At 57.5% G+C, this 7,707-nt stretch carries 8 protein-coding genes and 1 pseudogene; 6 read left to right on the top strand and 3 right to left on the bottom strand.

The annotated features are described in order from the left end of the window. On the bottom strand, positions 1 to 127 hold a 127-nt coding region (locus tag J7382_RS19755; protein WP_229802302.1), incomplete at its 3' end, for a GTP-binding protein. A gap of 104 nt (positions 128 to 231) precedes the next feature. Beyond that, positions 232 to 858 carry a hypothetical protein gene (locus J7382_RS19750; protein ID WP_209070707.1) on the bottom strand — a complete coding sequence of 209 codons (627 nt, stop codon included), beginning with the start codon at positions 856 to 858 and terminating at the stop codon, positions 232 to 234. Between the two features lie 126 nt (positions 859 to 984). Here J7382_RS19750 and J7382_RS19745 point away from each other — a divergent pair, with 126 nt between their 5' ends. After that, positions 985 to 2,391, top strand: a complete 1,407-nt coding sequence (locus J7382_RS19745; RefSeq protein WP_209070706.1) for a cytochrome P450 — start codon at positions 985 to 987, stop codon at positions 2,389 to 2,391. A gap of 28 nt (positions 2,392 to 2,419) precedes the next feature. Here the strand turns inward: J7382_RS19745 and J7382_RS19740 are convergent, their stop codons facing one another. Continuing rightward, entirely contained in the window at positions 2,420 to 4,765 is a 2,346-nt protein-coding gene (locus J7382_RS19740) for a DNA topoisomerase IV subunit A (RefSeq protein ID WP_209070705.1), read from the bottom strand. Between the two features lie 161 nt (positions 4,766 to 4,926). Here J7382_RS19740 and J7382_RS20245 point away from each other — a divergent pair, with 161 nt between their 5' ends. From J7382_RS20245 to J7382_RS19715, 5 genes and pseudogenes are all read left to right on the top strand, one after another. Further along, a complete protein-coding gene (locus J7382_RS20245; RefSeq protein ID WP_209070704.1) occupies positions 4,927 to 5,514 on the top strand; it encodes an SH3 domain-containing protein in 588 nt (195 codons plus the stop codon). Positions 5,515 to 5,603: 89 nt separating this feature from the next. Further along, a complete protein-coding gene (locus J7382_RS19730) occupies positions 5,604 to 6,437 on the top strand; it encodes an SDR family NAD(P)-dependent oxidoreductase (RefSeq protein WP_209070703.1) in 834 nt (277 codons plus the stop codon). 81 nt (positions 6,438 to 6,518) lie between these two features. Continuing rightward, entirely contained in the window at positions 6,519 to 6,713 is a 195-nt protein-coding gene (locus J7382_RS19725; RefSeq protein ID WP_058238338.1) for a twin transmembrane helix small protein, read from the top strand. A 23-nt stretch (positions 6,714 to 6,736) separates the two neighbouring features. Then, positions 6,737 to 7,309 (top strand): cob(I)yrinic acid a,c-diamide adenosyltransferase, encoded by a 573-nt coding sequence (locus J7382_RS19720; RefSeq protein WP_209070702.1) that lies wholly within the window; start codon positions 6,737 to 6,739, stop codon positions 7,307 to 7,309. A 277-nt stretch (positions 7,310 to 7,586) separates the two neighbouring features. Next, positions 7,587 to 7,707 (top strand): annotated as a pseudogene (locus J7382_RS19715) (electron transfer flavoprotein subunit beta/FixA family protein); the annotation flags it as partial.

The following is a 7,707-nucleotide window of genomic DNA, read 5'->3' as shown; positions in this document are numbered from 1 at the left end:
CGTAGGCTTTGAAGTCACCAAATTGCTTGGTGATCGCAGCTGTCAGTGTGGTTTTACCGTGGTCAACGTGACCAATGGTGCCGATGTTGCAGTGCGGTTTACTGCGCTCAAACTTTTCCTTAGCCATCTCGGGCGCCTTCTACTTTGGTGTGGGCCGATATTGGCCCGTTTTCCTCTACCGCGCGCGACATATTGCGTTGCGCGCAAAAAATCAAGCTTACTTTCGCTTAATCACTTCTGTTGTTCTGCCAGCTTCTGGCGCATTTCCTCATTGCGGTTGTCCTGCCAACAGGCCGCAACCACATCCGCCGGCACGTCATCCACCAAACAGGCCGCATTCTCATGCATCCACTTCTCGATCTGGCGGGCCGCATTATACGTCAGGTTGTCCATCTGCTCCTGCGCCGTCATGCTGAAACCGCTGGACGCGATCAAGGAGCCGCCAGTGAAGGTTTCCAGCACAAAGATCTCCTTGGCCTCTTCGTTGAATTTGCCACCGGCGCGGTCATCCCATGCGGTCACGGAGATGATCAGCCCTGACCTGGGCTGCAACACAATTGGCACCCCCTTCTGGGCCAAGACATAGCCATTGATGTTCACGCCAAAATGCACAAGCCGCGTGCCGTCATAGCGGTTCGCCCCCATGCGGGCGTCAATGGCGTTTTTCATCGAGGCAATAAACGCATCGGTATCCGCTTCACGCGACAACACCCCTTTTTGGATATCCGGCGCGACGACGATATTGTGCCCCAGCACAAAATCCCCAAGATCCAGCGTCTCGTCGGTGACATTCTTGGTGGGCGTCGTGCAGGCCACCAGTGTAGCCAGCGCCACAAGGCCCATAACCAGTCTCAACATAGGCGAAATTCCCAACCGCTCGTCGTTCTTCTTTGACCGCTGACATAGCCGATGCCCCTCAATCGCGCAATCGTGGGCTTTGCGGGTGGTGATCTCCCGCCTATCATGATCCGCAAGGAGTTCATGATGTCGCAGCCTGCTTCACCTTTTAGCAACGACCACCCCGCCGTTCCTGTGCGCGCTCAGCTTGCCACTGAGCCATTGGGACTCTTTGGATCTCTGAAAGCGGCCCGCAGCAATCTGCTCAACATCCTGCCAGAGATCGCTGTGCGCCAACCTATGGTCTCCGGACGCACCGGCCTGCGCTGGCATATGGTGATGGACCCCGGCGCCATCCGTCGGATGCTGCTCACCAAAGTTGAGGACTACCCCAAATCCAAAGCCACCAAAAACATCCTGCGCCCAGCCATCGGTGACAGCCTTTTTATTGCCGAAGGTGCGCATTGGCGCTGGCAGCGTCGCGCGGCTGCCCCGGTCTTCACACATCGCAATATTGCCAATCTCGCCCCGACCATGGCCGCGGCCGCCGACCGCGCAGCCGATCGCATCGCCGCCGCAGGGCCGCGCGCGGTGGACCTGCTTGAGGAGATGGTTGCCACCACCTTTGACGTGATTTCGGAGGTGACATTTTCTGGTGATGGCAGTTTTGATAGCGACGGGGTGCATCGCGCCATCGACGCCTATATCGCGGAAGCCGGCAAAATCTCTCTGTTTGATATGCTGGGGGTGCCAGACTGGGTGCCCCGCCCGGGGCGCATAATGTCGGGTCACGCGGTAAGCGACATGAAAAAAGTCGCCGACGCCGCGATTGAGGCCCGACGCCAGCGGGGTAGCAAAGACTTACCTGATTTGCTTGATCTGTTGCTGACGGGTGAAGATCCTGAGACCAAGAAGCGCATGAACACCGCAGAGTTGCGCGACAACCTGCTGACCTTCATCGTTGCCGGCCATGAAACCACCGCGCTCACATTGGCATGGGCGCTCTATCTCTGTGCCTTTGATCAGGAAGTGCAGAGCAAAGCCCGCGCAGAGATTGCCAGCATCTGTGGCAACGCCCCGATCACCGGAGCGCATGTGGCCCGTCTCCCCTACCTGCGCCAGATCGTGGATGAGACCCTGCGCCTCTATCCTCCGGCGGGCATCATATCGCGCACAGCACAGAAAGCCGACATACTCTGTGCCCGTGAGATTCGACCCGGCGACACCGTTATGATCCCAATCTATGCGCTTGGTCGCCACCACCAACTCTGGGACAATCCAGACAGTTTTGATCCGGATCGCTTTGAGGATCGCAAATCCATTGACCGCTACGCATATCTGCCTTTTGGCGATGGGCCCCGCATCTGTATCGGGGCAAGCTTTGCCATTCAGGAAGCCGTGATCATCCTCGCAACCCTGCTGCGCCAATTTCAATTTGAAGAGGTCACTGGCCGGCCGCCAAAACCGGTCATGATTCTCACGCTCCGACCAGAAGGCGGAGTTTGGCTGACAGCGAAGCCGCTCAGGTCAGAAACACCTGCGGCCCTCACATAAGAAACGGGGGCCAAACGGCCCCCGAAACTCATTTGAACTTATTGTCTTTGGGAAAGCCATAGGGCGGCTTCTTCCCGACGCTTGCGCGTTTGGCCAACCAGTCCGAGAGATCTTGCTCATGGCGCGTCTTACCGCTGTTGCCCATGGACCAGGTGAGCCCCTCTTCCCACTTAAAAGTGGTGATGTCAGACAGCCCGCCATCCAGCTCCAGCGTGCCCTGACGCCCGCGCGCCATATTATACTTCTGAATGCGAACCCCTTTGCCACGTCCAAGCTCTGGTAACTCCTCAACGGGGAAGACAAGGAACCGGCCATTCTTGGACACCACAGCCACGTGATCACCCACCACCGGCTTACAGATCATCGCTTTCACATCGTCTTTGACGTTGAGCACCTGTTTGCCTGTGCGTGTCTGGGCAATCACATCTTTCTGCGGCACCACAAACCCGTCACCTGCGGTTGACGCCACGAGCAGACGTCCCTCCGGCTGATGTACAAAAATATCGACGATCTCGGCCTCATTTGGCAAATCTACCATCAGGCGCACAGGTTCCCCCATGCCACGCCCACCGGGCAGATTGGCCGCGCTCAGGGTATAAAAGCGCCCATTGCTGCCAAACATCAGCAAACGATCCGTGGTCTCCGCATGGAAGATAAACCGCGGCCCGTCGCCATCCTTGAACTTGAGTTCGCGGGTCAGATCAATATGGCCGGACATCGCCCGAATCCAGCCCATCTGGGAGCAGACAATCGTCACCGGCTCGCGGTCGATCATCGCCTCAATCGGCACTTCTTCGACCTCAGCAGATTCGGCGAAGACGGTGCGCCGCGCGCCGCCTTCATAGCCTTTGCCAAAAGTCTTTCTGGCCTCTTTCAGTTGATCGGAAATGCGCTCCCACTGCATGTCTTCACTGCCCAAAAGCGCAACGATGCCAGCGCGTTCTTCCTGCAGCGCATCCCGCTCCCGGATCAGCTCCAACTCTTCCAGACGACGCAAGCTGCGCAGGCGCATGTTAAGGATCGCCTCAGATTGCACCTCGGTCAGCTGGCTCACACCACTGCCCGGCAGCGGAGATTTGTAGTCTTTCTCGCTACTCGCCCGCGCGTGATCCAGATCCCAGTTCTCCGCCATCAACGCCTGTTTGGGCGCATCGTCATAACGGATGATGTCAATCACACGATCCAGATTAAGGAAGGCAATGATGAAGCCTTCCAACACTTCCAGACGGTGATCGATCTTCTCCATCCGATGTTTGGAGCGACGGATCAATACTTCGCGGCGGAAATCCAAAAAGGCCCGCAGAACCTCTTTCATGGAGCAGACCTTGGGGGTCACGCCATCAATCAAGACGTTCATATTGAGAGAGAATCGAATCTCAAGATCACTGCTGCGATAGAGCATGTTCATCAGAACATCGGGCTCTACATTTTTGCTGCGTGGTTCCAACACCAAGCGGATGTCATCGGCGGATTCATCACGCACATCCGCCAAAATGGGCACTTTCTTGGTCTGGATCAGCTCCGCGAGCTTCTCGATCAGCTTAGATTTCTGCACCTGATAGGGGATCTCCGTGACCACAATCTGCCACTGACCCCGCCCCAGATCTTCCTTCTCCCATTTACAGCGCAGCCGGAAAGACCCACGCCCCGTGCGGTAAGCCTGCGCGATGTTTTCAGCAGGTTCCACAATCACGCCACCGGTCGGGAAATCTGGCCCCGGCACATAATTCAGCAACGTATCTTCGCGCACATCCGGCGTCTTAATCATATGTAGACAGGCGTCGCACAGCTCACTGATATTGTGCGGCGGAATGTTTGTCGCCATCCCCACGGCAATCCCGCTGGCCCCATTGGCCAAGAGATTCGGGAAGGTCGCCGGAAGCACCACAGGCTCACTCAACGTGCCGTCGTAATTCTCCCGAAAATCAACAGCATCCTCGTTCAGACCTTCCAACAGCGCTTCCGCAACAGAGGTCATGCGGGCCTCGGTATATCGGCTCGCCGCAGGATTATCCCCGTCGATGTTACCGAAGTTACCCTGCCCGTCCACCAACGGGTAACGCACGTTGAAATCCTGCGCCAGACGCGCCATCGCATCATAAATCGCGGCATCGCCGTGGGGGTGATAGTTCCCCATAACGTCGCCAGAAATCTTGGCTGATTTACGGAAGCCCCCGGTGGCCGAAAGCTTCAACTCTCGCATCGCATAAAGGATTCGCCGGTGGACCGGCTTCAACCCGTCCCGCGCATCAGGCAACGCGCGGTGCATGATCGTACTCAGCGCATAAGTCAGATAGCGGTCGCCAATGGCGCGCCGCAGCGGTTCCGTTACGTTCTGGGTGGGGAGCTCGTCGTCATCGATCAGGTCTGTCATACAGAGGGTGATAGCTTTTGGCGTCGCGACGGTAAAGCGCATGCGCGGGAACTATCGCCGTTTTTTCCCCGCCGTGCTATAGTGAGGTCCATGTTAACCCCTCACACGCTTTAAATGACATCGAGTCGTTTGAGCGAATTGAGTATCGCGAGGGTATTGTTGTGAACAAATTCATTTTAATCAGCTTTGGCTTTATGGGTTGGGTTTTCTGGGAACTCAGCGGCGGATCAGACTTCGAACCAAAATCGCGCGTGACACCCCAAACCGTGGCGCAGGTGAGCCCCGCCGCATCCGCCGCAAGCGCGCCTTCGGACACAACAACCGTGCCGCTTGTACAAGCCGCTGCTGCAAGTGCGCAGCCGACGCAGGTCACGCAACCCTCAGACCTGTATTCACCGTCGACCGATGGTGCGGAAATCGTCGTGGCCTCCCTCGCCAATGGCGCCGCCGCTTTTGCCACGCCGGGCGCCCCCCTCCTCTCGCTCAACGCCCCAGCCGTATCGCAATCCGAGGTGGTCCCAGCCTCCGCCGCAGTACAGGCCCCCAAACCCGATATGCGCCTTGTGCGCGGAAGCCGCGTGAACATGCGTGGCGGCCCCGGCACCTCTTTTGGCGTACTCACGGTTCTGACACGCGGACAAGAAGTGCAGGTGCTGCGCGAAAACGGAAACGGCTGGGTCAAATTACGCGACGAAGAATCCGGTCAGATCGGATGGATGTCTGCAAAGATGATCACTGCGGCAAACTGACAGGCCGCTCGCTCTCAATAGGGGTTTGCGCCCTCTCCTCTTCCCCGTAGTCTGCCCTGCAAACAAACGTGCAAACCGCAGGGCAACCAATGTCACAAAAATCCCTCCTGATCACGGGCTGCTCCAGCGGCATAGGACTTGCCGCAGCACAAACCATGCGTGATCGCGGCTGGCGTGTCTTTGCAAGCTGCCGCAGTCAAAAAGACTGCAAGCGCCTAATCAAACAGGGCTTTGAAAGCCCCTTGATTGATTACTGCGCGCCTGACACGATCCGCTCCGGCCTAAAGGATGTGTTGGAGGCCACTGGCGGCACCTTGGATGCGCTTTTTAACAATGGTGCCCGCGGTCTGCCCGGCGCGGTCGAAGACTTGCCCGCCGCCGGATTGCGCACCCTCATGGAAAGCAACCTGATCGGCTGGCATGATCTGACCCAACAGGTGCTGCCCGTCATGCGCAAACAGGGACACGGCCGCATCGTCAACAACTCCTCAGTTCTGGGCTATGTCTCTCTGCGCTATCGAGGCGCCTATGTGGCCTCAAAGCATGCACTTGAAGGCTGGAGCGACTGCCTGCGCCTGGAGTTGCGCGACACACCTCTTCATGTGTCTCTGATCCAGCCCGGCCCTATCACCTCGGCCATGCGGCGCAACAATGCGACCCAGTTCTTTCACTGGATTGACTGGGAAAACTCCCCCCATGCAGAGGCCTACCGCACCGGACTGGTCAAGCGCTTCTCCCAAAAGAAAGCCAGCCTTGATCCCTTTGAGTTGCCCGCCAGCGCAGTGTGCGACAAACTCATTCATGCACTGGAGGCCCCCCGTCCCCGCGCAAGGTACCGGGTGACCAAGCCTGCTCACTTCATGAATGTGCTGCGCCGCACCCTACCGACAGAAATCTTGGATTGGGTGATCGCAAAAGGATGACACAACGTAGAGCCAATTGTGGTTCAGTTCGGACCGCCCTCGAGCTAAACCCAACCCACCTCAGCAAAACGGAGCAGACGAATGGCCAATGATCCCCTTTTTTGGGTTGCCGCAGCAGCCTGTGTTGGCGTGCTGATCATTTTGATGATCGGCGTCGGCGGGTTCGCCAAAGGTGGCGAGTTTAACCGCAAACACGCAAACAAAATTATGCGCCTCAGAATCGGCGCGCAATTTGTGGCGGTGCTCCTGATCCTCGCCTTCGTCTGGCTGCGCTGAAACGCATATAAAAAGGGCTGACCATGGTCGTACTCAACAAGATTTACACCCGCACCGGTGACAAGGGCACCACCGCTCTGGGCAATGGCGCGCGCGTTGCCAAATACGATGGCCGCGTGGCCGCCTATGGCACCTCTGATGAACTCAACGCCGCACTGGGCGTAGCACGCCTGCATGCCGCAGGCGAAATGGATGCGGCTCTGATGCGCATTCAGAACGATCTCTTTGATTTGGGCGCGGACCTGTGCCGCCCGGATATGGCCAAAGACGCCGAAGCCGAGTACCCGCCGCTGCGCATGACCGCCAGTCAAGTCACCCGTCTGGAAGATGAAATTGATGCGATGAATGCCAATTTGACCCCTCTGCGCAGCTTCGTTCTGCCTGGCGGATCCGCATTGGCCGCGCACCTGCATGTATGCCGCACTGTGGCACGCCGCGCCGAACGGCTCTCCGTGGAACTGGCGCAGACTGAAGATGTGAATGCAGACGCGGTCACCTATCTTAACCGATTGAGTGACTGGTTTTTTGTGGCCTCCCGCGTGGCCAACAACAATGGTGCGGATGATGTGCTCTGGGTGCCCGGCGCCAATCGCTAAGCACCGGCGGCGTTCCCTCCGAATCGGTTTTGACGAAAACAGCATGGGGTTGCGCTAACACACAAGTTGACGCGATCTCTCCTTACGTAAACTTTCTGCAACGCGGAAACATTCTTGCAAAGAACGTCGCGTGAAAAGCTCCATACGCGACGTCGTTGCGCCAAAACGTGACGATTTTGCTCTGTTTTCGCCGGGCGCAAATATATATCAACACGGTGAGAGCATCCGGATGAGCTGCCTCTGGCGGCTTTGACAAACTTTGAGGAGTCCAACGCCCATGAAGGTACTAGTACCTGTCAAGCGCGTGATTGACTACAACGTGAAAGTTCGTGTGAAAGCGGACGGGACCGGTGTCGATCTCGCGAACGTCAAAATGTCGATGAACCCATTCGATGAGA

It is taken from the genome of Shimia sp. R11_0, from assembly GCF_017744035.1.
In the GTDB taxonomy this organism is placed as follows: Bacteria; Pseudomonadota; Alphaproteobacteria; order Rhodobacterales; family Rhodobacteraceae; genus Shimia; species Shimia marina.
The sequence above is the reverse complement of the archived record's forward strand: the minus strand, read 5'-3'. Positions and strand labels throughout refer to the sequence as shown.

What these genes read in the sequence shown, in the direction of transcription:
- J7382_RS19740 (WP_209070705.1), bottom strand. Translation starts at nt 4,765, where the DNA reads ATGACAGACCTGATCGATGACGACGAGCTCCCCACCCAGAACGTAACG.
- J7382_RS19720 (WP_209070702.1), top strand. Translation starts at nt 6,737, where the DNA reads ATGGTCGTACTCAACAAGATTTACACCCGCACCGGTGACAAGGGCACC.
- J7382_RS19725 (WP_058238338.1), top strand. Translation starts at nt 6,519, where the DNA reads ATGGCCAATGATCCCCTTTTTTGGGTTGCCGCAGCAGCCTGTGTTGGC.
- J7382_RS19730 (WP_209070703.1), top strand. Translation starts at nt 5,604, where the DNA reads ATGTCACAAAAATCCCTCCTGATCACGGGCTGCTCCAGCGGCATAGGA.
- J7382_RS19750 (WP_209070707.1), bottom strand. Translation starts at nt 858, where the DNA reads ATGTTGAGACTGGTTATGGGCCTTGTGGCGCTGGCTACACTGGTGGCC.
- J7382_RS19745 (WP_209070706.1), top strand. Translation starts at nt 985, where the DNA reads ATGTCGCAGCCTGCTTCACCTTTTAGCAACGACCACCCCGCCGTTCCT.